Source organism: Leifsonia sp. NPDC058248, from assembly GCF_042881905.1.
GTDB lineage: Bacteria > Actinomycetota > Actinomycetes > Actinomycetales > Microbacteriaceae > Leifsonia.
Window position 1 is genome coordinate 168670 of sequence record NZ_JBHVXB010000007.1, and the last position, 22755, is coordinate 191424.

Consider the following 22755-nt stretch of genomic DNA (forward strand, 5'->3'; position numbering starts at 1 on the left):
ATCCTAGGCATCGGGCCGGGTCACTAGACTCGTTTCCCGTGGATGGAATCGGCGGGCGCGAGGTCAGTTCGCGGGTCCTGACGATCCCGAACATCCTCAGCTTCTTCCGGCTCGCACTCGTGCCGGTGTTCCTGGTGTTCGTCATCATCGGGGAGGACGCGCTCGCCCTGCTGGTGCTCGTCGTCTCCAGCATCACCGACTTCCTCGACGGGTATCTCGCCCGCAGGCTCGACCAGATCTCCCGGCTCGGCCAGCTGCTCGACCCGGCCGCCGACAGGCTCTACATCTTCGCGGCGCTCATCGGTCTGGCCTGGCGCGAGGTCATCCCGTGGTGGCTCGTGGCGGTGATCGTGGCGCGGGATGTGATGCTCGCCATCCTCGGCGTCATCCTCGCCAACCACGGCTTCGGCCCCCTTCCCGTGCACCATCTCGGCAAGGTCGCCACCTTCTGCCTGTTCTGCGCGCTCCCGCTCCTGATGCTCGGCGAGGCCTTCGACGCGCTGGCGCCGATCTCGCTCCCGCTCGGATGGGCGTTCGCATTGTGGGGCGCTTTCCTCTACTGGTGGGCAGGTTTCGTGTATATAGGTGAGACGGCCCGCGTAATCCGTCTTGAGGGCGACGACGGACCCGGCCGATCAGATACGCTGGATGAAGAGGAGGTTGACGGTGCCTGACATGACATTTCCCAATGGGCCGGCCGATGACGACGCCGAGAACAACCCCCTGCGTAATTCAGCCGCGGGGAACGAAGACACGACCGCTCGCTTCGGCGAGGAGTTCGTCTCGAAGATGTACCCGGTCGACGGAGAGATCTCGGCCGAAGAGCAGGAGGCCATCGCGGCTCTGCCCTCCGGTTCGGCACTCCTCATCGTCCGGCGTGGCCCCAATACAGGGGCACGTTTCCTGCTCGACGCCGATGTGACCAGCGCCGGCCGGCACCCGAACGCCGACATCTTCCTCGACGACGTCACGGTGTCGCGGCGGCATGCCGAGTTCACCCGGCGCGGAACGGCGTTCGAAGTGCGCGACCTCGGGTCGCTCAACGGCACCTACTACGACGGAGTCCGCATCGAGAGCGCGCTGCTCTCCGATTCCGCCGAGGTGCAGATCGGCAAGTTCCGCCTCACCTTCTACGCGTCCCGTTACGACCTCGCCGCTCCGGCGCAGAGCTAGTGGCCCGGCAAGCGGCGAGAGTCCGGTCGGCCTCGCCTGCCCTGCTGAGCATCGGACAAGTGCTCGCCCGGCTGACGCCGGAGTTCCCCGACCTCTCGTCGTCGAAGCTGCGCTTTCTCGAAGAGCGCGGCCTCATCTCGCCGTCGCGCACCGCATCCGGTTATCGCAAGTTCTCGTCCGGCGACCTCGAGCGTCTGCGCGTCGTCCTCGGCATGCAGCGCGACCACTATCTGCCGCTCAAAGTCATCAAGGCCTACCTCGCCGATCTCGACGCCGGGCTCAACCCTCAGGTCCCCGGCGCGACCGCCGCAGGGCCATCGATGCTGCCGAGCGGGCGCCGCTTCAAGCGCGCTGAGCTCCTGCGCGAGGCGGGGGCCAGCGCCGAGCTGCTGCACGACGCCGTTGCGGCGTCGGTGCTCACGCCGGCCGAGGTGTACGGCGAAGAGTCACTCACCGTGCTCAAAGCACTCGTCGAACTGGGCAACCACGGAATCGAGCCGCGCCACCTGCGCGGCTTCCGGGCCGCCGCCGAACGCGAGATCGGCCTGATCGAGACCGCCCTCGTGCCGATCGCACGTCGCAACGAGGTCTCGAGCCGGGCCCAGACCGTCGAACTCGCCCGCGAGATCGCCGGACAACTCGACGTCGTGCGCGGCAGCATCATCCGGTCGGCGCTGTCTCGACTCCAGCCGTGAACGGCCGTAACGCTTTCGACACGCCGGCGGCGAAACTGCGAATGTCGTTGCTCGCGACCTCCGGCATGGGTACCGTTGTTGAAGCGCCGTTGTACGAGCGCTATTCACTATCGGGGCGAGAGGCAAACGCATGAGTGAACTGAGTCGTGACAACGACACGCCCCGATACGATCTGGGCCTGCTGTTCACAGACGGCCTGCCCGAGATGGACGATGCGAGCGGTTACCGCGGGGCCATCGCGGCTCGCGCGGCCGGCATCAGCTACCGCCAGCTCGACTACTGGGCCCGCACGGGGCTCGTCGAGCCCACGGTCCGCGGCGCAGCCGGTTCCGGTTCGCAGCGACTGTACGGTTTCCGCGACATCCTGGTCCTCAAGCTCGTCAAGCGCCTGCTCGACACCGGCATCTCGCTGCAGCAGATCCGCACCGCGGTCAACCAGCTGCGTGAGGCGGGCGTCAACGACCTGGCCCAGACCACGCTGATGAGCGACGGCGCCAGCGTCTACCTCTGCACCTCCAACGACGAGGTCATCGACCTGGTCAGCCGCGGTCAGGGCGTGTTCGGCATCGCGGTCGGCAAAGTGCTCCGCGAGGTCGAGACCAGCCTCGTCGAGCTCGACACCCAGACGGTCGACCCGATGGACGAGCTCGCCGCTCGTCGCGCCGTCCGCGCTTCCTGAGCGCTCTCCGCGCTTCCTGAGCGCAATCTCACGGTCGATTCGTCGCAGTTGCTCCGTGCCCGCCGTTGGGCCTTCCCATCCGCGGTAGACGCTCCTGTTCTCAGGAGTATGGGCCCGCCGCCGGCCGCCACGTCCGTTACTCAGGACTGAGCGGCCACCCGCCGCCGAGAACTCCTGAATTCAGGATGCCGGTCGCTCGCGGATGGACCGGCGCGCTGATGCGCAGGCACGCGCAGGCGCGAGTGCTCGGGGCGGAGGGCCGAGCGGCTACTGCGCGGTGGCGTACTCGCCGATGCGGGCCGTGCGCAGGACGCGCTCCAGCAGCATGTCGAAGTTGTGCGCCATCTCCTGAGCGCTCTCACCCGGCCACATGTGGAGCGGCTTGGCGGCGCCCTGCGCCTGCTGCAGCGAGGTGCGCTCGGGCAACTGCGGGCTCAGCACGAGGGGCCCGAACATGTCGCGCAGCTCCTTGATGCGGAACTGGTGCTCCAGCGACTGCACACGCGCGCGGTTGACGATGATGCCGAGGGGCTGCAACCGGGGCGACAGACCACGGCGGATCTCCTCGATCGCTCGCAGCGCACGGTCGGCGGCGGCCACGGAGAAGAGCCCGGGCTCCGTGACGACGGCGACGCGGTCGCTCGCGGCCCAGGCCGTGCGGGTCAGCGCGTTGAGCGACGGAGCACAGTCGATGAGCACCAGCTCGTAGTCGTGCTCGACGTTGGCCAGCGCCTCCTCGAGCTTCCAGATGTCGCGGATGCTCGGGTGCGGGCCGTCGAAGTTGATCGCCGACGGGCTGCCGATCATCACGTCGATCTTGCCCGTGCGGCCCTTCGTCCAGCCGCTGGGGGCGATCGCCGCCCGGACGATCTTCTCCTTGGGCGAGGCGAGGACGTCGGCCACGTTCAGGTGACCGGCGACCTGGATGTCCATGCCCGTCGAGACGTCGGACTGAGGGTCGAGATCGACCACGAGAGTGCGGAGGCCCTTGGCGAAAGCCGCGGAAGCCAGCCCCAGCGTCACCGTGGTCTTACCGACACCACCTTTGAGGGAACTAACGCTGAGTACGTGCACAAGCAACTACGTTACCTTCACTAGTCTTAGAGAACCTAACCGTTTGCTGTGTGGCCTGGCCCCCTGCTCGAAAGGTCCCAATGTTCCGTAAGATCCTCGTTGCCAATCGCGGTGAAATCGCCATTCGTGCCTTCCGGGCCGCCTATGAGCTGGGCGCCCAGACAGTAGCCGTGTTCCCGTACGAGGATCGCAACTCGATGCACCGGCTGAAGGCGGACGAGGCGTACCAGATCGGCGAGCCCGGGCATCCGGTGCGCGCGTACCTCGACGTCAAGGAGATCATCCGGGTCGCCCGGGAGGCCGGCGCCGACGCGATCTACCCCGGCTACGGCTTCCTCTCCGAGAATCCGGAGCTCGCCGAGGCCGCCCGCGAGGCCGGCATCACCTTCATCGGGCCCCCGCCTCGTGTGCTCGAGATGGCCGGCAACAAGGTCACGGCCAAGGAGCACGCGATCGCCGCCGGCGTCCCCGTGCTCAAGTCGACGCCACCGTCGAAAGACATCGACTTCCTCATCGAGCAGGCCGACGAGGTCGGCTTCCCGATCTTCGCCAAGGCCGTCGCCGGCGGCGGCGGTCGCGGAATGCGCCGGGTGAACACCAAGGCCGAGCTGCGCGGAGCCCTCGAGGAGGCCATGCGCGAAGCCGACAGCGCGTTCGGCGACCCCACGATGTTCCTCGAGCAGGCCGTGCTGCGACCGCGGCACATCGAGGTGCAGATCCTCGCCGACGCCACCGGTGAGACGATGCACCTCTTCGAGCGCGACTGCTCGGTGCAGCGTCGGCACCAGAAGGTCATCGAGATCGCGCCGGCGCCCAACCTCGACGAAGACACCCGTCAGGCCCTCTACCGCGACGCGGTCGCGTTCGCGAAGTCGATCGGCTACGAGAACGCCGGAACGGTCGAGTTCCTGCTCGACACCGCGGGGGAGCGCGCCGGTCAGCACGTGTTCATCGAGATGAACCCGCGCATCCAGGTGGAGCACACGGTCACCGAGGAGATCACCGACGTCGACCTGGTGCAGTCGCAGATGCGCATCGCGGCGGGCGAGACGCTCGCCGAGCTCGGCCTCAGCCAGGACACCGTGCATGTCCGCGGAGCGGCGCTCCAGTGCCGCATCACCACGGAGGACCCGACGGCCGGATTCCGTCCCGACACGGGCAAGATCACCACCTACCGCTCGCCCGGCGGAGGTGGCATCCGCCTCGACGGCGGAACCATCAATCCCGGCGCGCAGATCAGCCCGCACTTCGACTCGATGCTCGCCAAGCTGACCTGTCGGGGCCGCGACTTCCCGGCGGCCGTCAGCCGCGCGCGCCGTGCCCTCGCCGAGTTCCGCATCCGCGGCGTCGCCACGAACATCCCGTTCCTGCAGGCCGTGCTCGACGACCCGGACTTCATCGCCGGCAACGTCAGCACCTCGTTCATCGAGGAGCGCCCGGGTCTCTTCAAGGGCCGCGCCTCCAAGGACCGCGGCACCAAGGTTCTCAACTGGCTCGCCGACGTCACCGTCAACCTGCCGAACGGCGAGCGTCCTCAGACGCACGCCCCGGCCGACAAGCTTCCGAAAATCGACCTGTCCGCGCCGGCGCCGTCCGGTTCGCGCCAGAGGCTCCTCGAGCTCGGCCCGGCCGGCTTCGCCGAGGCGCTGCGCAAGCAGACGGCCCTGGCGGTGACCGAGACGACATTCCGGGATGCCCACCAGTCGCTGCTCGCCACCCGCGTCCGCACCCGCGACCTGCTGGCCGTCGCCCCGTACGTCGCCCGCATGACCCCGGAGCTCCTGTCCGTCGAGGCGTGGGGCGGTGCGACCTACGACGTCGCCCTCCGATTCCTCGGCGAAGACCCGTGGGACCGCCTCGCAGCGCTGCGCGAGGCCCTGCCCAACATCAACATCCAGATGCTGCTGCGCGGCCGCAACACGGTCGGGTACACGCCGTACCCGACGAGGGTGACCGACGCGTTCGTGCGCGAGGCCGCCGCCACGGGCGTGGACATCTTCCGCATCTTCGACGCCCTCAACGACGTCTCGCAGATGCGCCCCGCCATCGAGTCGGTGCTCGCCACCGGCACCGCCGTCGCCGAAGTGGCCGTCTGCTACACGGGCGACCTGCTCGACCCGGCCGAAGACCTGTACACGCTCGACTACTACCTGAGGCTGGCCGAGCAGATCGTGGAGTCCGGCGCGCACATCCTCGCCATCAAGGACATGGCGGGCCTCCTGCGCCCGACCGCCGCCGAGAAGCTCGTCGCCGCGTTCCGCGAGCGATTCGACCTCCCGGTCCACGTGCACACCCACGACACCCCCGGTGGCCAGCTGGCCACGCTGCTCGCGGCGAGCCGGGCCGGCGCCGACGCGGTCGACGTGGCGAGCGCGCCCATGGCCGGAACGACCAGCCAGCCGTCCGCCTCCGCCCTCGTCGCCGCTCTCGCGCACACGGAGCGCGACACCGGGATCTCCCTCTCGGCTGTCAACGCGCTCGAGCCGTACTGGGAAGCGGTCCGCCAGGTCTACCGGCCCTTCGAGTCCGGGCTGCCCGGCCCCACCGGTCGCGTCTACAAGCACGAGATCCCCGGCGGCCAGCTCTCGAACCTGCGCCAGCAGGCGAAGGCCCTCGGCCTGGCGGAGGACTTCGAGCTCGTCGAGGACATGTACGCCGCCGCCAACCAGATCCTCGGCCGCATTCCCAAAGTGACCCCGTCGTCCAAGGTCGTCGGAGACCTCGCCCTGCATCTCGCGGCGGTGCACGCCGACCCGGCCGACTTCGCCGAGAACCCGCAGAACTACGACATCCCCGACTCGGTCGTCGGCTTCATGGCGGGCGAGCTCGGTGAGCTTCCGGGAGGATGGCCGGAGCCGTTCCGCAGCAAGGTGCTCGCTGGCAAGACGGTCAAGATCGGCGTCGAAGACCTCTCGCCCGACGACGCGGCGGCCCTCGACGGCTCCAGCGCCGAGCGACGCTCGACGCTGAACCGCCTGCTGTTCCCGGCGCCGACCCGCATCTTCGAGCAGATCCGCGAGCTGTTCGGCGACCTCTCCGTCGTCGATTCCATGGACTACCTCTACGGCCTCAAGCAGGGCACCGAGCATGTCATCGAGATCGGCAAGGGCGTTCGCCTCTACATCGGCCTCGAGGCGATCGGCGAGGCCGACGACAAAGGCATGCGCACGGTCATGACGACGCTCAACGGCCAGCTCCGGCCGGTGTTCGTGCGCGACCGCGGCATCGTGGTGGAGACCAAGGCGGCCGAGAAGGCCGACTCGGGCAAGCCCGGCCACGTGGCTGCGCCGTTCTCCGGAGTCGTCACGCTGCAGGTCGGGATCGGCGACCAGGTCGCCGCCGGGCAGACCGTCGCGTCGATCGAGGCGATGAAGATGGAGGCGGCCATCACCGCCCCCGTCCCGGGCACGATCGAGCGTCTGGCGATCCCGAAGACCCAGCAGGTGGACGCCGGCGACCTCCTCGTGGTGGTCGCACCCGCCGGCTGAGCCGATGGGTGGGGGTCGCAGACCGCTAAACTGTCCCAGTCGCTCTCACCAGTGACAGAAGGAGACGGTATCCGTGGCAGACAAGCCGGATAAGGGCCGAACGGGCGAACTCGCCTCTGACGAACTCGCATCGAGCGAATCCTCGTCGGGCGACGTCGCCTCGCGCGAGCCCGCGACGACGGACGACCTGGCGATCTCGCTTCCCGAGAGCCTCAGCATCGTCGTCGACCTGCCGCCGGCGCCTGCGCCAGAAGCGCCGGAAGACGAAGTGGCTGTCGCGATCGACGACGTGCCGGTGAACCCCGGTTTCGTCGCCTCGCCGACGGAGCCGACCACCATGTCCGTTGCCATCGTCGCCTCGCGACTCGCCACGGGACCGACGCCGACCCACGACGACCAGCCGCGCGAGATCCCGCCGCTGCCCGGCTCGGACCCCTTCAGCCAGTCCCGGCGGGACCGCCTGCGCGGCGAGCACTCGCAGCAGCCGGAGCCGGCGGCCATGCTCACCGCCGACCGTCTGCTCGAGGTCAACCGCAAGACGCGGCCCGGCCCCGAGGGCGGCTGGCACCGGTTCGTCTATGCGATCACCTTCCATACGGTCAACCTGGGCGATTCGGCCACGGTGCGCGCGCGCAAGGAGCTCGACCACCGCATCCAGAAGCAGTTCGAAGGCGGAACGCGCTTCGTGCCGGTGCTCACCCGCAAGGGCGGCGTCGGCAAGACCACCGTGACCACGCTGCTCGGCATGGCGCTGGCCGACGCGCGGGAAGACCGCATCGTGGCGATCGACGCCAATCCTGATCGCGGCACCCTCGCCGAGCGCGTCACCAAGCAGACCAGGGCGACGGTTCGGGATGTGGTGCAGAAGGCCCCGAGCATCAACGGCTTCACCGACTTCTCGGCTCTTGTGTCGCGCGACGAGACGAGGCTCGACATCCTAGCCTCCGACACCGACCCGCTGCTGTCCGAGGCATTCGACGAGAACGACTACAACGTCGTCGCCGACCTCACGGCCCGTTTCTACTCGATCGTGCTCACCGACTGCGGCACAGGCATCGTGCACTCGGTGATGCGGGCGACGCTGCAGCGCGCCGACTCCGTCGTGATCGTCTCCGGTGGCAGCGTCGACGAGGCGCGCCTGGCGTCGGAGACCCTCACCTGGCTCGAGGCGAACGGCTACGGCGAGCTGGTGCGCAACGCCATCGTGGCGCTCAACACGGCAACCCAGGGCACCAACCTGGTGAAGCTCGACGAGATCGAGTCGCATTTCCGGTCGCGGGTGCGCGAGGTCGTGCGCATTCCGTACGACCCGCAGCTCGCCGCCGGGTCGGTCGTCTCGTACAAAGACCTCAAGCCGCTCACCAAGCAGTCCGCGCGCACGCTCGCCGCACTGGTGGTCGAGGGCCTGCCGACCAACCGCGGCTGAGCCGCGCCTCCCGCTCGCACCTCTCAAGGAGATCCCTGTGACCGAACGCCAGATCCGCCTGTTCGGCGACCCCGTGCTCAAGACGGTCTCTGCACCGATCACCGAGGTCGACGCCGGCGTGCGCGGCCTGGTCGACGATCTGATCGACAGCGTGCTCCCGCCCGGTCGTGCCGGCGTCGCGGCCCCGCAGATCGGCGTCAACCTGCGGGCCTTCAGCTACAACGTCGACGGTGAGGTCGGCTACATCCTGAACCCGGTGCTCGTCGAGGTCTCCGGCGAGCCCGAACTCATCGACGAGGGGTGCCTGTCGGTGCCCGGCCTGTGGTTCAAGACGGCCCGTTACCCGTTCGCGCGCGTGACAGGCACCGACCTCGACGGCAATGAGATCGAGATCTCCGGAACCGGAGTGCTCGCCCAGGCGCTGCAGCACGAGACCGACCATCTCGACGGGACCCTCTACCTCGACCGTCTCGACAAGGAGAGCCGCCGCGAGGCCATGCGGCAGGTCCGCGAGAGCGACTGGTTCTGACGCCTCACTAGACTGGCAGCATGCGAATCGCTGTCACTGGAGGATCAGGAAAGCTCGGGCGCACTGTGGTGCGCGAACTCGCCGCGGCGGGCAACGAGGTCATCAATCTGGACTCGGCGGGGGAGCGTGGACCCGACTTCGTCAAGGTCGACCTCACCGATTACGGGCAGACCCTCGACGCGATCCTGGGGGTGAACGACAAGTACGACGGCTTCGATGCGATCGTGCACCTGGCGGCCATTCCGGCCCCGGGCATCCTCAGCGATGTGGCGACGTTCCACAACAACATCCGCGTGACGTACAACGTGTTCCAGGCGGCGCGCCGGGCGGGCATCCGGAACGTCGTGTACGCGTCCAGCGAGACGGTGCTAGGCCTGCCGTTCGACGTTCCGCCGCCCTACATCCCGGTCGACGAGGACTATCCGGCGCGACCCGAGAGCACCTATTCGCTCGTCAAGCACCTCGAGGAGCAGATGGCGATCGAGCTCGTGCGCTGGGACCCGCAGCTCAAGATCGTCGCGCTGCGGTTCTCGAACGTGATGGAGCCGGCGGACTACGCCGCGTTCCCGTCGTACGACGACGACGCCCGCAAGCGCAAGTGGAACCTGTGGGGCTACATCGACGCCCGCGACGGCGCCCAGGCCATCCTGCGCGCCCTCGAGTGGGAGACGACCGGCTTCGACCGTTTCATCATCGCGGCGGCCGACACCGTGATGACCCGGCCGAACGCCGAGCTGGTCGCCGAGGTGTTCCCCGGCGTGCCGCTGAAGGGCGAGCTCGGCGTGAACCACACCCTGTTGTCGATCGACAAGGCCCGCCGGGTGCTCGGGTACGCGCCCGAGCACTCCTGGCGCGACGAGGTCTAGACGCCTGACAGAGAGCGCGCCCGGAGCCGACTCGGCTCCGGGCGCGTTCTCCGTCTCGGCGCGTTCAGTGCGACAGCGAGATGCCCTGCGTCGCAGGGGAGCCGCTGTAGATGCCGTCGATCACGTCGGCGAAGTCCGCGAGGATGATGTTGCGCTTGATGCTCAGCTTGGGCGTCAGGTGGCCGCTCGCCTCGGTGAGGTCGGTGGCGAGCACCACGAACTTGCGGACCGACTCGGCACGCGAGACATGGTCGTTCGCGACGTCGATCGCACGCTGGATCTCGGCGTTGACCGTCGGGTTGACCGACGCCTCGGCGAGCGTCAGGTCTTTGTCTTCTCCGTGGTGTGCGAGCCAGGCGGGCAGCATCTCGGTGTCGAGGGTGATGAGAGCGGCGATGAAGGGCCGCTGGTCGCCGACCACGATCACCTGGCTCACCAGCGGGTTGGCCCGGATCGGGTCCTCCAGAGCGGCAGGGGCGACGTTCTTGCCACCGGCCGTGACGATGATCTCCTTCTTTCGCCCGGTGATGGTGAGGAAGCCGTCGTCGTCGAACGTGCCCAGGTCGCCGGTGCGGAACCAGCCGTCGTCGAACGCTGCGGCCGTCGCCTCCGGGTTCTTCCAGTACTCCTTGAAGACGTCGATTCCCTTGACCTGGATCTCGCCGTCGTCGGCCAGCCGGACGGACACGCCCGGGAGTGTCGGACCGACCGTGCCGATCTTGAATTTGGTCGCCAGGTTGACGGTTGCCGGCGCGGTGGTCTCGGTGAGGCCGTAACCCTCGAGGATCTTGATTCCGAGGCTGTGGAAGAAGTGACCGAGATGTGCGCCCAGCGGCGCGGAGCCCGAGACGGCGTAGCGGATGTTGCCGCCCATCGCGGCACGCAGCTTCGAGTAGACCAGGCGGTCGAAGAGCGCGAAGCGCACCCGGAGCCCGAACGGAACGTGGCCCGTCTCGAGAGCCTTGGAGTGCTCGACCGCGGTCTCCGCCGCCTTGCGGAAGATCTTGCCCTTGCCTCCGGCCTCGGCCTTCTGCTCGGCGGAGTTGTAGACCTTCTCGAACACGCGGGGCACGGCGAGGAGGAAGGTGGGCTTGAAGCTCGCCAGCGACGACAGCAGCTGCTTGGTGTCGGCCTGGTGGCCGACCTTCACGCCGGCGTGGACGCTGAGCACCGCGATGAAGCGCGCGAAGATGTGGGCGGTGGTGATGAAGAGCAGAGTGGATGCTCCGCCCGGCTGCATCACGACCTCCTTGAGCGCCTCGGCCGAGTTGCGCGAGAGCTCGACGAAGTTCGAGTGGGTGAGGACGCATCCCTTGGGCCGTCCGGTGGAGCCGGAGGTGTAGATCAGGGTGCCGATGTCGTCGCCCGTGGCGAGGTTGCGACGGCGCTCGATCTCTTCGTCGGGGACCTCGGCTCCCGCCGCGACCAGCTTGTCGAGATCGCCCAGGTGGAGCTGCCAGACCAGGCCGACGTCGGGCAGGTCGGCGTGCACCTCGTCGAAGCGCGCGAACATCTCGGGCGTCTCCAGGATGATCGCGATGGCGCCGGAATCGCTCATGTTCCACTGCACCTGGTGCGGGGAGGAGGTCTCGTAGACCGGAACGAGCACGGCTCCGGCGAACCACGTGGCGAAGTCGATGAGGGTCCACTCGTAGCGGGTCTTGCACATCAGGCCGATCTTGTCGCCGGGCTGGATGCCGCTGGCGACGAGGCCCTTTGAGAGGGCGACGACCTGGCGGAGGAACTCGGCGCAGCTCACGTCGATCCAGCGGTCCCCGTCGGGAAGCGAGAACAGCGGAGCATCCGGTGTCGCGGCCACGCGGGCGACCAGGAGGTCGGTGGCGTTGGCATTCGGATCTGCCGGGACGAGTGCTGGGGTGTCGAACTGTTTCACGGTAACTCCCTTGGTACCGAAGACGGGCGGGTAATGGCCGGAATGGCCTCGGCCAGACTGGTTAACTACACTCTAGATGGTGCGGATGGGAGTCCTCTGGCTGCAGCGCTCCGCCGTCTCCACCCCCACTACTTCGAGAAAGGCTGTTGCCTGTGCACGCGATCGGGATCGACATCGGCGGAACCAAGATCGCGGGGGCGGTGGTCGACGAGCTCGGCGTCATCGTCCGTGAAGATCGTGTCCCCACCGACGCCGCCTCGTCGAAGGAGATCGAGAACGCCGTCGTCGAGATGATCGAACGGCTCTCCGACGGGCCGGAGGAGATCGCAGGCGCTGGCGTCGCCGCCGCGGGCTTCATCGACGCCGCGCAGTCGACGGTCTACTACGCGCCGAACATCAGTTGGAGGAACGAGCCCTTCCGCGAGAAGCTCGAGCAGCGCGTCGACCTGCCGATCCTCATCGAGAACGACGCGAACGCCGCCGGCTGGGCCGAGTTCCGCTACGGCGCGGGCCGGCTCGTCAGCGACATGGTCGTCCTCACGATCGGCACGGGCGTCGGCGGCGCGATCGTCAGCAACGACCGGCTCTTCCGCGGCGGCTTCGGCGCCGGGGCCGAGATCGGTCACATGCGGGTCGTCCCCGGTGGGCTGCCGTGCGGATGCGGTGCTCACGGCTGCATCGAGCAGTACGGTTCCGGCCGGGCCCTGCAGCGGATGTCCAACGAACTGGCCGACGCCGGCGGCATCGGCCAGGCGCTCGCCGACGTGCGCGCCCGCAAGGGAACACTGAGCGGTCACGACATCAGCGACCTCATCATGACCGGCGATCCCGGAGCGCTCGCGGCCCTGCGCCAGCTGGGCGACTGGCTCGGTCAGGCGTGTGCCAGCCTCGGCGCCGTGCTCGACCCGCAGGTGTTCGTGTTCGGCGGCGGCGTCGCCCAGGCCGGCGAGCTGCTGCTGGAGCCGATCCGGCAGGCGTACCTCGAGAACCTGCCGGCGCGAGGCTTCCACCCCGAGCCCGAGTTCAAGATCGCCGAGCTCGTCAACGACGCCGGTGTGGTCGGAGCCGCCGATCTCGCCCGCCTGCACGCGACGGAGCGTTAGGCTGAGCCGGTGTTCTACTGGCTGATGAAGCACCTGATCGCAGGTCCCCTGCTCAAGGGCATCTTCCGTCCCTGGGTCATCGGGCTCGAGAACGTGCCTGCGACAGGTGCGGTCATCCTCGCGAGCAACCATCTCTCGTTCATCGACTCGATCTTCCTGCCGCTCGTCGTCGACCGGCACGTCTCGTTCCTCGCGAAGAGCGACTACTTCACCCGCCGGGGCTTCAAAGGCTGGATGACAAAGACCTTCATGCGGGCGACGGGGCAGATCCCCATCGACCGCTCGGGCGGCAAGGCCTCGGAGGACTCGCTCAACACCGGGCTCGCAGTGCTCGCCCGCGGAGAGATCCTCGGCATCTACCCCGAGGGCACGCGGAGCCCCGACGGCAAGCTGTACCGCGGGCGGACCGGCGTCGCGCGCATGATCCTCGAGGGGGAGGTGCCGGTCGTCCCCGTCGCGATGGTCGACACCGAGAAGATCATGCCGATCGGCACCCGGATCCCCAAGGTGGGCCGCATCGGTATCGTGATCGGGGCGCCCATCGACTTCTCCCGGTTCGAGGGGATGGAGGGCGATCGGTTCATCCTGCGCTCGGTGACCGACCAGATCATGTACGAGCTCCACGCTCTCGGCGAGCAGGAGTACGTGGACGTCTACGCCAGCAGCGTCAAAGAAAAGCGCGCAGCTCTTTCACGGTAGGCTCAGATATCCGGCGCGCGAACGTCCGCGCGCCACGATACCCACCGGCGCGTGCGAGCTGGCTCGGCGCGCCCAGAGTTGAGCGGAAGTCCTGTGCAAGACACCACTGATCCCGTCGTGCTGGCTGACGAGTCTGTGATTGCGGGCCTGGACTATTGGCGCACTCTCGAGATCAAGCAGCAGCCCGCCTGGCCCGACCCGGACGCGGTCGCGGCGGCGTCGGCGGAGATCGCCACGCTTCCGCCGCTGGTGTTCGCCGGTGAGGTGGACCAGCTGCGCAACCGTCTCGCGAGGGCGGCCGACGGCAAGGCGTTCCTCCTGCAGGGCGGCGACTGCGCCGAGACCTTCGCCGGAGCCACGGCCGACCAGATCCGCAACCGGGTCAAGACCGTGCTGCAGATGGCCGTGGTGCTGACCTACGGCGCGTCGATGCCCGTGATCAAGATGGGGCGCATGGCCGGGCAGTTCGCCAAGCCGCGCTCCAGCGACACCGAGACGCGCGGCGGCGTCACCCTGCCGGCCTACCGTGGCGACATCGTCAACGGTTACGACTTCACGCCGGAGTCGCGCGCGGCCGACCCGCGCCGGCTGGTGAAGGGGTACCACACGGCCGCCTCGACCCTCAACCTCATCCGCGCCTTCACGCAGGGTGGTTTCGCCGACCTGCGGCAGGTGCACAGCTGGAACCGGGGCTTCGCCGAGAACCCCGCCAACCAGCGCTACGAGGGCCTGGCCAAAGAGATCGACCGTGCCATCAAGTTCATGGAGGCGGCGGGAGCCGACTTCGACGAGCTGACCCGGGTGGAGTTCTACTCCAGCCACGAGGGCCTGCTGATGGACTACGAGCGCCCGATGACTCGGATCGACTCCCGCACCGGCACGCCGTACAACACCTCCGCACATTTTGTCTGGATCGGGGAGCGCACGCGCGACCTCGATGGTGCGCACGTCGACTTCCTGTCGAGGGTCCGCAACCCGATCGGCGTGAAGCTCGGCCCGAGCACCACGCCCGAGACCATGCTGCAGCTCATCGACAAGCTCGATCCGAACCGCGAGCCCGGGCGGCTCACGTTCATCACGCGCATGGGCGCCGGCAAGATCCGGGATGCCCTGCCGCCGCTGCTCGAGGCGATCAAGTCGGCCGACGCCAAGCCGCTCTGGGTGACCGACCCGATGCACGGCAACGGCCTCACGACGCCGACCGGCTACAAGACGCGTCGTTTCGACGACGTCGTCGACGAGGTCAAGGGCTTCTTCGAGGCGCACCGCGCAGCAGGCACGCACCCCGGCGGCATCCACGTCGAGCTCACGGGCGACGACGTGACCGAATGCCTGGGCGGTTCCGAGCAGATCGACGAGGAGACCCTGGCGACCCGCTACGAGTCGCTCTGCGATCCCCGCCTGAACCATATGCAGTCGCTGGAGCTCGCGTTCCTGGTGGCGGAGGAGCTGGGCGGCCGCCAGTCGTGAGCGCCGGCTAGAATCCGGCGAAGTTCACGGTGACGGGGGAGCCCTTCGCCACCTCTGTGCCCGCCGCCGGGCTGATCTTCGAGACGACGAACGCTGAAGGCGCGACGTCGGCGAGGGCGTTGTATTTGAGGTCGAAGCCCGCGTCCTTCAGGGTCTTCTTGGCGACATCCCACGACTTGCCCACCACGTCGGGCACGGGCACGGGCTCTGGACCCTTGGAGGTCTCGAGCAGCAGGGTGTCGTTCGGCTTCACCGGGCCGTCGGACTGCGGCTGCGCGGAGATGACGTCTCCCTTGGCGACGGTGTCGCTGTACGACTCCGGACCGTCGGCGACGAGCAGGCCGACCTTCGACAGGGTGGCCTTGGCGTCGTCGACCGACATCCCGGAGACGTTCGGGATGGGTCCGACCGACTGGATGAGATTGACCTTCATCCCCTCGAAATAGTTGCCGCCCCCCGAGAGGTCTTTTCCGTCGGCCGTGGACGCCGAGATGACGGTGTTCGCCGGGATCTTGGCGTCGAACTGTTTGCCGATGGTCCCGACGACGGCGCCGGCGCTCTTGATCGCGGACGTCGCCTGATCGACGGTCGTGCCGGCGAGGGGCGGGAGCTTGATGGGCTTCGGCCCCTGCGAGACTCTGATCGTCACCGTGCTTCCGCGATTGGCGGAGTCTCCTGCCTTCGGATCGGTGCTCGACACGAGGCCGGCGGCGATCGTCGTGCTGTACTCCTTGGCCTGAGTGGACTCGAAGCCCAGCTGCTGGAGCGTCGAGGCCGCCGCGGCCGGGGTCTTGCCGGTGAGCTCGGGGATCGGAACGGTCGATCCCGGGCCCGCGCCGAAGTACCAGCCGGTTCCGGCGGCGGCGCCGGCGAGCAGGATGACCAGGGCGAACAGCCACCAGCCCTTCGCCCGCCGCCGCTTGGCCGTGCTCGTGAGCACCGCGACGCTGTCGGGCGTGCTCGCGGCGACCTGCTGGCGGATGGCCGGGTTGATGATCTGGGTGTCTCCGGCGTCGATGCCGAACGCGGGCGGCAGCACCATCGTCGGCTGCATACTGGCGGACTCGCCCCGGATGGCTTTCTCGGCCTCGATCAGCCTGTCGAGCATCTCCCGGGCGTCGCGCGGACGCTGGTCGGGATCTTTCGCGGTGGCCCAGAGCACGAGATCGTCGAGCTCCGGAGGAACGGACGGGTTCTTGCTGCTCGGGCTCGGCACGGCGTCGTTCGCGTGCTGGTAGGCGATCTGCATCGGCTGCTCGCCCTTGAAGGGCTGCTCCCCGGTGAGCATCTCGTACATCATGATGCCGAGCGCGTAGATGTCGCTGCGGGCATCCGCCACCCCGCGGGTGACCAGCTCGGGGGAGAGGTACGCGATGGTGCCGAGCAGGGCCTGCCCGGTCGCGGTGTTGGCGCTGGCGGCCCGGGCCAATCCGAAGTCGCCGATCTTGATGCGGCCGTCGTCGGCCAGCAGCACGTTCTCCGGTTTGAGGTCGCGATGGACGATGCCGGCCTTGTGCGCGGCGGCGAGCCCGCTGAGCACGGCCTCCATGATGTCGATCGTCTGCTCGGCGGTGAGCTTGCCGTAGTCCTTGAGGAGGTCGCGCAGGGTGATGCCGGGCAGGTACTCCATGACCAGGTAGGCCATGTCGGAGTCCTGGCCCTGGTCGAAGACGTTCACCACGTTCGGATGCGCCAGGCGCGCGGCCGAGCGGGCCTCCTGCACGAAGCGGCTCTTGAACGTGCTGTCGTCGGCCAGGTGACCGTGCATCACCTTGATGGCGACGCGCCTTTCGAGGCGCAGGTCGGTGGCGAGGTAGACGGTGGCCATGCCCCCTCGGGCGATCCGCGAGCGCACCTGATAACGGCCGTCGATGAGACGGCCGATCATGGGATCGGTTTGGCTCGTGGTCACGTGTCGAGTTTAGAGAAGGCGACCAGCTGGAACCCGGCAAAACACCGTGGAGGGTTGGGCTGTGACCGCCTTGTGATCATCGCGGACCGCCGCTCAGCCGAGTTGGCCGAGCCAGCGGCGTGCCGACGTCTCCCACTTGGCGTACGCGGTGGGGTAGGCAGAGATCTGGACAGCCTGTGCCGCTGCCGTGACGCTCAGCGAATGCCAGCCCGGGATGTCGAGCAATCCCCGCGTGCGGCCGGCGTTCGGGTTGCCGGGGCCGCCGAAGAAGGCGCGGGCGGCGTAGTGCGGGTCGAGGACCTGTGCGGGGGTGCCCCAGCCGGTGCTCGGACGCTGCTGGAACAGGCCGAGGGAGTCGCGGTCGCCGTGGCGGACGTTGCGCAGCCCCGACTCCTGCGCGGCGGCGGCCAGAGCGATCACGAGCCCGTGGTCGTCGACGCCCTTCTGGCGGCCGACCTGGATGATGATCAGCGCGTTGGCGCGCATCTCGGCGGTGAGCGCGACGATGGCGCCGGGACGCGGCGCGGGGATAGGAGCGGGCGCTGCCGGCGCGGCGACAGCAGCGACCGGCGCGACCGGGTGCGCCTTGTCGAGGGCGGCTGTGGCGAGCCCGGGGATGGTGACGAGCTGCCCGGGGAAGATCAGGCTGGCGCGACCGAGGCCGTTGGCGCTCAGGACCGCAGAGGTGGGGACGCCGAATCGTGCAGCTATTCCGCTGATCGTGTCGCCGGAGGCCACACGGTACTTGGCGGACGACGGCGCGGGGGCACTGGGTGCGGGGGCGGCGACGTGCGCCTTACCGGCTCCGCCGTGCAGGGCGAGGACCTGGCCCGGGAAGATCAGGCTCTTCCAGCTGAGGCCGTTCACGGCGAGGACGCTCGCGGTGGAGAGCCCGAAGCGGCCGGCGATGCCCGACACCGTGTCGCCGTTCTGCACGCGGTAGGTCGCGGGTGCGCCGGAGACGGCCGTGCGGGCATCCGACGTGCCGGCGTCGGCGTCGAGCGCGGACGTCGTGGCGCCGGTCGCCTCGGGCGACTTCTCTTTTGCCCGCTGCGACTCACCACTGGGCTCGGTGGCGGCCTGCGCGGGGGTTATCAGATTGAGGGTGATCGCGACCGAGCTGGCGAGGGCGATGGGCATGGTGGCGAGGACGGATCTGGCCGACCTGCGGTGCCGATCCGGGACGTGCCCGGGCAGCGTGACATCGGTTTCGCGCAGCGACATTCGGCCCCACCTTCGTTCTCGTTGCGAACCTCCACGCTGACACAGAATGAATAAGGAGTCAATCAGTGTGACGTATGTGATTTGAGTTAACACAATCGTAACAAAGCGGATGGCTCCCGAGCCTCCCCCCGGCATGCGAGGCTTGTGGGGTGACTGAGCAAGCCCCGGCCCGCGAGTGGCTGACCATCCCCGACCTCGTCGACACCCTCGGAATCGGCGTCAGCCGTGTCCGGCGGCTGATCGAAGACAAGCACCTGGCCGCCAGGCGGATCGACGGCGTCCTCAAAGTGCCGGCCGATTTCATCAAAGACGGCGAACCGCTCACCGAGCTCCGCGGCACCCTGATCGTCCTGGGCGACAACGGTTTCAACGACGACGAAGCGATCGACTGGCTGATCCAGCCGGACGAGATCCTCGGAACCGCGCCGATCGACGCGCTCCGTGCCGGGCGCAAAGCCGAAGTGCGGAGGGTGGCGCAGGCGCTCGCCTAAGCTCCGCTCGCACTAATAAGTGCGCTTGGTGACGGTGACGGCGAGTTCGCGGAGCTGCGCCTTCGCCTGATCGCCGAGCGGTGCCGCGTCGATGGCCTCGATCGCCCGCTCGACGTTGGTGGTGATGAGGTCCTCGACCTTGTCGACGGCTCCGGATGCTCGGAGCGTCATCTGCAGCGTCTCGATCTGCTGCGCTGTGAGCTCCCGGTCGCCCAGGAGCTCGTCGAGGGTGGCGCGTGCGCCCGCCGGCAGCGCCTCGCGTGCGAGCGCGATGAGCACGGTCCGTTTGCCCTCGCGCAGGTCGTCGCCGCTCGGCTTCCCGGTGACGCTCGCGTCGCCGAACACACCGAGGAGGTCGTCGCGCAACTGGTACGCGATGCCGAGCGGCAGCCCGAACGACCGGAGCGACTCGAGCTGGCCGATCGTCGCTCCGGCCAGGGAGGCGCCGATCACGAGCGGGGCCTCGATGCTGTACTTGGCCGACTTGTAGACGATCACGCGTTCGGCGCGGGAGAGCTGGTCCGCGTCGGTCTGCGTGTTCCAGCCGATCTCCTCGAAAATGTCGAGGTACTGGCCGGCGGTGACTTCGACGCGCATCCGGTTGAACTCCGCTCGGGCGGCGCGACGGGCAGGAGCGCTCACGACTTCGGTGAGCCCCTCGTCGAAGAGCTCGTCGCTGAGGATGAGCATCAGGTCGCCGAGCAGGGTCGCGGCCCCGGTGCCGAAGCCCGCGGCCGATCCCTCCCAGCCGTTCTCCGCGTGGAGGCCCTCGAAACGCCGGTGCGCGGACGGCGCTCCCCGGCGGGTGTCGGAGTTGTCGATGATGTCGTCGTGCACAAGCGCCGCCGCGTGGAACACCTCGAGAGCGCTCGCGACGGAGACCACGGCGTCGAGTGCGCCGCCGGCCTGGGGACCCCGTTCGTCGGCGTCCGGGCCCGAGGAGCGCACCGCCTGCCAGCCCCAGAAGCAGAAGAGCGCCCGGAACCGCTTGCCGCCGCTGAGAAAATCCCGGGAGAACGCTTCGACAGGGGCGAGTTCATCGGCTATGGAGACGAGAATGGAGGCGCGCGCATCGAGGAATCCATCGATTCTGGTCTGGATCAGGTCGACGAACCGAATGCTTTCTGACACACGCCTAGCCTAGCCATCACGGCGGGGCTAGAATCAGCTTCACAACGCCTCGAACCCGGGAAAGAGGGGGAAACGGATGCCGCTTTCGGAACACGAGCAGCGCCTCCTCGAAGAGATGGAGCGCAGCCTCTATCAGAACGACGCAGATTTCGTTGCGACGGTCGGAGCCAGGCGCGGCAAGCCCGCCTACCGGTCCATCGTCCTCGGCATCCTGATCGCGGTCGTCGGTGTCGGCGTCCTGATCACCGGCGTCTTCGTGCAACTGCCCATCGTCGGCATCGTCGGCTTCGTCCTGATGTTCGTCGGGGTGCTTCTGGCCATTGCGCCGGGCAAGCGACCCGCCGGAGCGCCAGACGGCGTCGATGCGGGCTCCACGTCGCCGAACGGCAAGCAAGGCAAGACGACGCAGGCCGGCTTCATGAACAAGCTCAACGACCGGTGGGACAAGCGGCAGGACGGGCAGGGCTGAGCCCCTCCCCTCCCGCTCCACCCGGGCGGGACCTCAGGGTCGATCTTCGGATCGGCCCTTTTTTCATGCCCGTTTTTTGGACCAACTCGCTCCATTTTCCTCCACCTGCTCGATCGTTGAGTTTTGGCGGGTGTTTGCCCCCATTTCGGGCGGTTTTGGTGGAAGGAGCTTAAATAGTGGATGGATGTGGAGTAAAGTGGAGCTACACCGCAACCTTGGCCGGAAGAGTGGGGGGAGTCACCGATGTTCCTCGGTACCTATGCCCCCAAGCTCGACGAGAAGGGGCGCATCATCCTGCCGGCCAAATTCCGGGATGAGCTCGCGTCCGGAATCGTTCTCACCCGCGGCCAGGAGCACTGCGTCTACGTCTTCAGTCAGCGCGAGTTCGAATCGCTGCACGAGAAGATCCGCCAGGCGCCGGTGACCAGCAAGCAGGCCAGGGACTACCTGCGCGTCTTCCTCTCGGGGGCGAGCGCGGAGGTTCCGGACAAGCAGAACCGCGTGACGGTGCCGACCACCCTGCGCGCATACGCAGGACTCGATCGCGACCTCGTCGTGATCGGTGCGGGCAGCCGCGCAGAGATCTGGGACGCACAGGCCTGGGAGACCTACCTGGCGGAGCAGGAGACGACATTCGCGAACACGACGGAGGAGGTGATCCCGGGACTCTTCTAGCGCCTGGCGCCCGACTCCCAGCCATTCCACCGCCCTGACACACTTCCCCGGTGCCAGGTCGGAATGGATGGGGATCAGGATCCAGGAGCTCGACCCCGTCATCATGACCGACGACCAGATCCACACCCCAGTACTGCTCGAGCGCTGCATCGAGCTGCTCGCGCCGGCCCTCCAGCAGCCCGGCGCCGTCTTCGTCGATGCCACGCTCGGCATGGGCGGCCACTCCATCGGCGTGCTCGAGCGCTTCCCCGAGGTGACGCTGGTCGGGCTCGACCGCGATCCGGATGCGCTGGCCATCGCCGGCGAGCGTCTCGCGCGATTCAGCGATCGCGTGCATCTCGTGCACACGGTCTACGACGGCATCCGGGAGGCGCTCGACGATCTCGGGATCGGCGAGATCCAGGGGGCGCTGTTCGACCTCGGCGTGTCCTCCCTGCAGCTCGACCGGGTCGAACGCGGGTTCTCGTACTCGAAGGATGCCCCGCTCGACATGCGCATGGACGGCACCAGCGAGCTGACCGCCGCCGTGATCCTGGCCGAGTACAGCGAGGCCGACCTCCGCCGGATCTTCCGCGACTACGGGGAGGAGAAGTTGGCGGCGCGTTACGCCCAGAAGATCGTCCAGGCACGCGAGACGCGACCGTTCGTGCGGTCCGCCGAGCTGGTCGACGTGATCACGAAGGCGACACCGGTGGCTGTGCAGCGGCAGGGGCATCCGGCGAAGCGTGTCTTCCAGGCGCTGCGCATCGAGGTGAACCAGGAGCTCGCGGTGCTCGAGCGGGCGATCCCCGCCGCCATCGACGCGCTGTCGGTCGGCGGCCGCATCGTGGTGGAGGCCTACCAGTCGCTGGAGGATCGCATCGTCAAGCGCGAGCTGCAGACGCGTTCGACGTCGAGCGCTCCGGCGGGGCTCCCCGTCGAATTGCCGGAGCACAGACCCGAGCTGAAGCTCCTGATCCGCGGCGCCGAGCTCGCGGACGAGGACGAGAAGGCAGCCAACCCCCGGGCCACGTCAGTGCGCCTGCGGGCGGCCGAACGCGTGAGGAGGGGCTCGTGAGCACGAATCTGGCCGAGAGGCGGCCGTCGGTCGGCTGGATCGGCCGCACCGCGCCGCGTCCGGCCGAGGAGGAGCGCCCCAGTCATCTCGAAGTCGTCTCGACGCGCAGTCAGCGTCGTGCGCGGCCGCGAGCGGTGTACGCCATCGTCGCCATCGGCGCCCTTTTCGCGATCGTCGTCGCGCAGCTGCTGCTGAGCATCGGCATCTCGCAGGGCGCCTACCAGCTCAGCTCGCTGCAGGACAAGCAGACCGAGCTGCAGCGGTCGTACCAGGCCGCGTCCGAAGACCTCAACCGGGTGGCGTCCCCTCAGAACCTGGCGGCGAACGCCAACGCGCTCGGCATGGTGAGCAACAGCAACCCGGTCTACCTCCGGCTGTCCGACGGGGCGGTCCTCGGCGCCCCGGTGCCGGCGAACGGCGCGGCAGGCACGGTCACAGGCGGCCAGGGCAACCTCGTCCCGAACTCCCTGCTCAAAGGCGTTCCGCTGGCGACCCAGCTCCACGCGGCGCATCCGGCCACCGGTGCTGCGACTGGCGGCGCGAAAGCCGCTGCTGGAGCGGCGGGCGCCGCCGGAGCGGCCTCCGGCAAAGCTGGGAGTTCGACAGCCCCGAGCGTGCCGAAGAAGGCGGCGACGGCGCCGACCGTACCGTTGGACGGAGCGTTGCCGACACCGGTGACGCATTGACGACGGGACGAGCT

General features: G+C 68.3%; 21 protein-coding genes. 16 read left to right on the top strand and 5 right to left on the bottom strand.

Annotated elements, in window-relative coordinates:
* Nucleotides 1–38 precede the first annotated feature (38 nt).
* The 4 genes from ACFVV5_RS13280 (at nucleotide 39) to ACFVV5_RS13295 (ending at nucleotide 2547) form a co-directional block, all read left to right on the top strand.
* Nucleotides 39–674: a CDP-alcohol phosphatidyltransferase family protein gene (locus ACFVV5_RS13280; RefSeq protein ID WP_387244636.1), complete on the top strand. Its 636-nt coding sequence runs from the start codon at nucleotides 39–41 to the stop codon at nucleotides 672–674.
* A 1-nt stretch (nucleotide 675) separates the two neighbouring features.
* Entirely contained in the window at nucleotides 676–1173 is a 498-nt protein-coding gene (locus ACFVV5_RS13285) for an FHA domain-containing protein (protein WP_387244639.1), read from the top strand.
* Nucleotides 1173–1868 carry a MerR family transcriptional regulator gene (locus tag ACFVV5_RS13290; RefSeq protein ID WP_387244642.1) on the top strand — a complete coding sequence of 232 codons (696 nt, stop codon included), beginning with the start codon at nucleotides 1173–1175 and terminating at the stop codon, nucleotides 1866–1868. Before ACFVV5_RS13285 ends, ACFVV5_RS13290 begins: the two co-directional genes overlap by 1 nt.
* A gap of 130 nt (nucleotides 1869–1998) precedes the next feature.
* Nucleotides 1999–2547: a MerR family transcriptional regulator gene (locus tag ACFVV5_RS13295; RefSeq protein ID WP_387244645.1), complete on the top strand. Its 549-nt coding sequence runs from the start codon at nucleotides 1999–2001 to the stop codon at nucleotides 2545–2547.
* 267 nt (nucleotides 2548–2814) lie between these two features.
* Here the strand turns inward: ACFVV5_RS13295 and ACFVV5_RS13300 are convergent, their stop codons facing one another.
* Nucleotides 2815–3621 (bottom strand): ParA family protein, encoded by an 807-nt coding sequence (locus ACFVV5_RS13300; RefSeq protein ID WP_387244648.1) that lies wholly within the window; start codon nucleotides 3619–3621, stop codon nucleotides 2815–2817.
* 80 nt (nucleotides 3622–3701) lie between these two features.
* On the opposite strand from ACFVV5_RS13300, the gene ACFVV5_RS13305 reads away from it, so the two are divergent.
* The 4 genes from ACFVV5_RS13305 (at nucleotide 3702) to ACFVV5_RS13320 (ending at nucleotide 9930) form a co-directional block, all read left to right on the top strand.
* Nucleotides 3702–7109, top strand: a complete 3408-nt coding sequence (locus ACFVV5_RS13305; protein ID WP_387244651.1) for a pyruvate carboxylase — start codon at nucleotides 3702–3704, stop codon at nucleotides 7107–7109.
* Nucleotides 7110–7182: 73 nt separating this feature from the next.
* The gene (locus ACFVV5_RS13310) at nucleotides 7183–8535 is read left to right on the top strand and encodes an AAA family ATPase (RefSeq protein ID WP_387244654.1); all 1353 of its coding nucleotides are present in this window, start codon (nucleotides 7183–7185) and stop codon (nucleotides 8533–8535) included.
* Between the two features lie 37 nt (nucleotides 8536–8572).
* Nucleotides 8573–9064 carry a peptide deformylase gene (gene def / locus ACFVV5_RS13315; protein ID WP_387244657.1) on the top strand — a complete coding sequence of 164 codons (492 nt, stop codon included), beginning with the start codon at nucleotides 8573–8575 and terminating at the stop codon, nucleotides 9062–9064.
* Nucleotides 9065–9084: 20 nt separating this feature from the next.
* Nucleotides 9085–9930: an NAD-dependent epimerase/dehydratase family protein gene (locus ACFVV5_RS13320; protein ID WP_387244660.1), complete on the top strand. Its 846-nt coding sequence runs from the start codon at nucleotides 9085–9087 to the stop codon at nucleotides 9928–9930.
* A 64-nt stretch (nucleotides 9931–9994) separates the two neighbouring features.
* Here the strand turns inward: ACFVV5_RS13320 and ACFVV5_RS13325 are convergent, their stop codons facing one another.
* Nucleotides 9995–11824, bottom strand: coding sequence for an AMP-dependent synthetase/ligase (locus tag ACFVV5_RS13325; RefSeq protein WP_387244663.1), 1830 nt, complete (start codon nucleotides 11822–11824; stop codon nucleotides 9995–9997).
* Between the two features lie 152 nt (nucleotides 11825–11976).
* Between ACFVV5_RS13325 and ACFVV5_RS13330 the strand changes: the two genes are divergently transcribed.
* The 3 genes from ACFVV5_RS13330 (at nucleotide 11977) to ACFVV5_RS13340 (ending at nucleotide 15096) form a co-directional block, all read left to right on the top strand.
* Nucleotides 11977–12927 carry an ROK family glucokinase gene (locus tag ACFVV5_RS13330; RefSeq protein WP_387244666.1) on the top strand — a complete coding sequence of 317 codons (951 nt, stop codon included), beginning with the start codon at nucleotides 11977–11979 and terminating at the stop codon, nucleotides 12925–12927.
* Between the two features lie 9 nt (nucleotides 12928–12936).
* Nucleotides 12937–13626 carry a lysophospholipid acyltransferase family protein gene (locus ACFVV5_RS13335; protein WP_387244669.1) on the top strand — a complete coding sequence of 230 codons (690 nt, stop codon included), beginning with the start codon at nucleotides 12937–12939 and terminating at the stop codon, nucleotides 13624–13626.
* Nucleotides 13627–13761: 135 nt separating this feature from the next.
* The gene (locus ACFVV5_RS13340) at nucleotides 13762–15096 is read left to right on the top strand and encodes a class II 3-deoxy-7-phosphoheptulonate synthase (protein WP_387244980.1); all 1335 of its coding nucleotides are present in this window, start codon (nucleotides 13762–13764) and stop codon (nucleotides 15094–15096) included.
* Nucleotides 15097–15103: 7 nt separating this feature from the next.
* Here ACFVV5_RS13340 and pknB read toward each other — a convergent pair whose 3' ends face one another.
* Nucleotides 15104–17008, bottom strand: coding sequence for a Stk1 family PASTA domain-containing Ser/Thr kinase (pknB, locus tag ACFVV5_RS13345; RefSeq protein ID WP_387244672.1), 1905 nt, complete (start codon nucleotides 17006–17008; stop codon nucleotides 15104–15106).
* A 93-nt stretch (nucleotides 17009–17101) separates the two neighbouring features.
* Nucleotides 17102–18232 (bottom strand): LysM peptidoglycan-binding domain-containing protein, encoded by a 1131-nt coding sequence (locus ACFVV5_RS13350; RefSeq protein ID WP_387244675.1) that lies wholly within the window; start codon nucleotides 18230–18232, stop codon nucleotides 17102–17104.
* A 149-nt stretch (nucleotides 18233–18381) separates the two neighbouring features.
* On the opposite strand from ACFVV5_RS13350, the gene ACFVV5_RS13355 reads away from it, so the two are divergent.
* A complete protein-coding gene (locus ACFVV5_RS13355; RefSeq protein ID WP_387244678.1) occupies nucleotides 18382–18723 on the top strand; it encodes an Rv2175c family DNA-binding protein in 342 nt (113 codons plus the stop codon).
* Nucleotides 18724–18735: 12 nt separating this feature from the next.
* On the opposite strand, the gene ACFVV5_RS13360 is transcribed toward ACFVV5_RS13355, so the two are convergent.
* The gene (locus tag ACFVV5_RS13360) at nucleotides 18736–19854 is read right to left on the bottom strand and encodes a polyprenyl synthetase family protein (protein ID WP_387244681.1); all 1119 of its coding nucleotides are present in this window, start codon (nucleotides 19852–19854) and stop codon (nucleotides 18736–18738) included.
* 76 nt (nucleotides 19855–19930) lie between these two features.
* On the opposite strand from ACFVV5_RS13360, the gene ACFVV5_RS13365 reads away from it, so the two are divergent.
* The 4 genes from ACFVV5_RS13365 (at nucleotide 19931) to ACFVV5_RS13380 (ending at nucleotide 22741) form a co-directional block, all read left to right on the top strand.
* The gene (locus ACFVV5_RS13365) at nucleotides 19931–20323 is read left to right on the top strand and encodes a DUF3040 domain-containing protein (protein ID WP_387244684.1); all 393 of its coding nucleotides are present in this window, start codon (nucleotides 19931–19933) and stop codon (nucleotides 20321–20323) included.
* Nucleotides 20324–20566: 243 nt separating this feature from the next.
* The gene (mraZ, locus tag ACFVV5_RS13370) at nucleotides 20567–20998 is read left to right on the top strand and encodes a division/cell wall cluster transcriptional repressor MraZ (RefSeq protein WP_387244687.1); all 432 of its coding nucleotides are present in this window, start codon (nucleotides 20567–20569) and stop codon (nucleotides 20996–20998) included.
* A gap of 103 nt (nucleotides 20999–21101) precedes the next feature.
* Nucleotides 21102–22055: a 16S rRNA (cytosine(1402)-N(4))-methyltransferase RsmH gene (gene rsmH, locus ACFVV5_RS13375; protein WP_387244983.1), complete on the top strand. Its 954-nt coding sequence runs from the start codon at nucleotides 21102–21104 to the stop codon at nucleotides 22053–22055.
* Nucleotides 22052–22741: a hypothetical protein gene (locus ACFVV5_RS13380; RefSeq protein WP_387244690.1), complete on the top strand. Its 690-nt coding sequence runs from the start codon at nucleotides 22052–22054 to the stop codon at nucleotides 22739–22741. Before rsmH ends, ACFVV5_RS13380 begins: the two co-directional genes overlap by 4 nt.
* The last annotated feature ends 14 nt before the right edge of the window (nucleotides 22742–22755 follow it).

What these genes read in the sequence shown, in the direction of transcription:
- ACFVV5_RS13285 (WP_387244639.1), top strand. Translation starts at nt 676, where the DNA reads ATGACATTTCCCAATGGGCCGGCCGATGACGACGCCGAGAACAACCCC.
- ACFVV5_RS13295 (WP_387244645.1), top strand. Translation starts at nt 1,999, where the DNA reads ATGAGTGAACTGAGTCGTGACAACGACACGCCCCGATACGATCTGGGC.
- ACFVV5_RS13305 (WP_387244651.1), top strand. Translation starts at nt 3,702, where the DNA reads ATGTTCCGTAAGATCCTCGTTGCCAATCGCGGTGAAATCGCCATTCGT.
- ACFVV5_RS13320 (WP_387244660.1), top strand. Translation starts at nt 9,085, where the DNA reads ATGCGAATCGCTGTCACTGGAGGATCAGGAAAGCTCGGGCGCACTGTG.
- ACFVV5_RS13350 (WP_387244675.1), bottom strand. Translation starts at nt 18,232, where the DNA reads ATGTCGCTGCGCGAAACCGATGTCACGCTGCCCGGGCACGTCCCGGAT.
- ACFVV5_RS13365 (WP_387244684.1), top strand. Translation starts at nt 19,931, where the DNA reads ATGCCGCTTTCGGAACACGAGCAGCGCCTCCTCGAAGAGATGGAGCGC.
- mraZ (WP_387244687.1), top strand. Translation starts at nt 20,567, where the DNA reads ATGTTCCTCGGTACCTATGCCCCCAAGCTCGACGAGAAGGGGCGCATC.
- rsmH (WP_387244983.1), top strand. Translation starts at nt 21,102, where the DNA reads ATGACCGACGACCAGATCCACACCCCAGTACTGCTCGAGCGCTGCATC.